The organism is Aphanothece microscopica RSMan92 (assembly GCF_046613545.2).
In the GTDB taxonomy this organism is placed as follows: Bacteria; Cyanobacteriota; Cyanobacteriia; order PCC-6307; family Cyanobiaceae; genus NIES-981.
On record NZ_JBKKKY020000473.1, the window covers coordinates 1 to 485 of the forward strand.

1 protein-coding gene is annotated in these 485 nt (G+C 56.9%); it reads left to right on the forward strand.

What is annotated here, in order from left to right:
- Nucleotides 1-40: 40 nt before the first annotated feature.
- The coding region (locus ACLD7X_RS18605) for a transketolase family protein (RefSeq protein ID WP_425625509.1) at nt 41-485 on the forward strand (445 nt) is incomplete at its 3' end.

Consider the following 485-nt stretch of genomic DNA (forward strand, 5'->3'; position numbering starts at 1 on the left):
CAACGTCATCGTTCTCGGAGGCGACATTACAGGATCTGTGATGACGTCGCTCTTCAAAGACAAATTCCCCGAACGGTTCTTCTCCATCGGTATCGCCGAGCAGAACGCCACCACGATTGCAGCAGGTCTTGCACTCTCGGGCAAGATTCCCTTCTTCGCTTCCTATGGCGCATTCTGTGCGCTTCGAAATGCCGACCAGCTGCGCATTTCCGTTGCCTACAACGAGGCCAACGTCAAGATCGGCGGAGGCCATGCTGGTATTTCCGTAGGCCCCGACGGTGCCACGCACCAGGTTCTGGAAGAGGTAGCCTTTCTTCGCACGTTGCCGCACATGACGATGATCGTGCCAGCCGACTTTGAAGAGGCCAAGAAGGCAACCATCGCCATGGGCGAACACGTTGGCCCTGCCTACATTCGCTTCGGTCGGTCACCCGTCCCTATGTTCACTACGCCCGACTCGCCGTTTACCCTTGGTAAAGCCAATC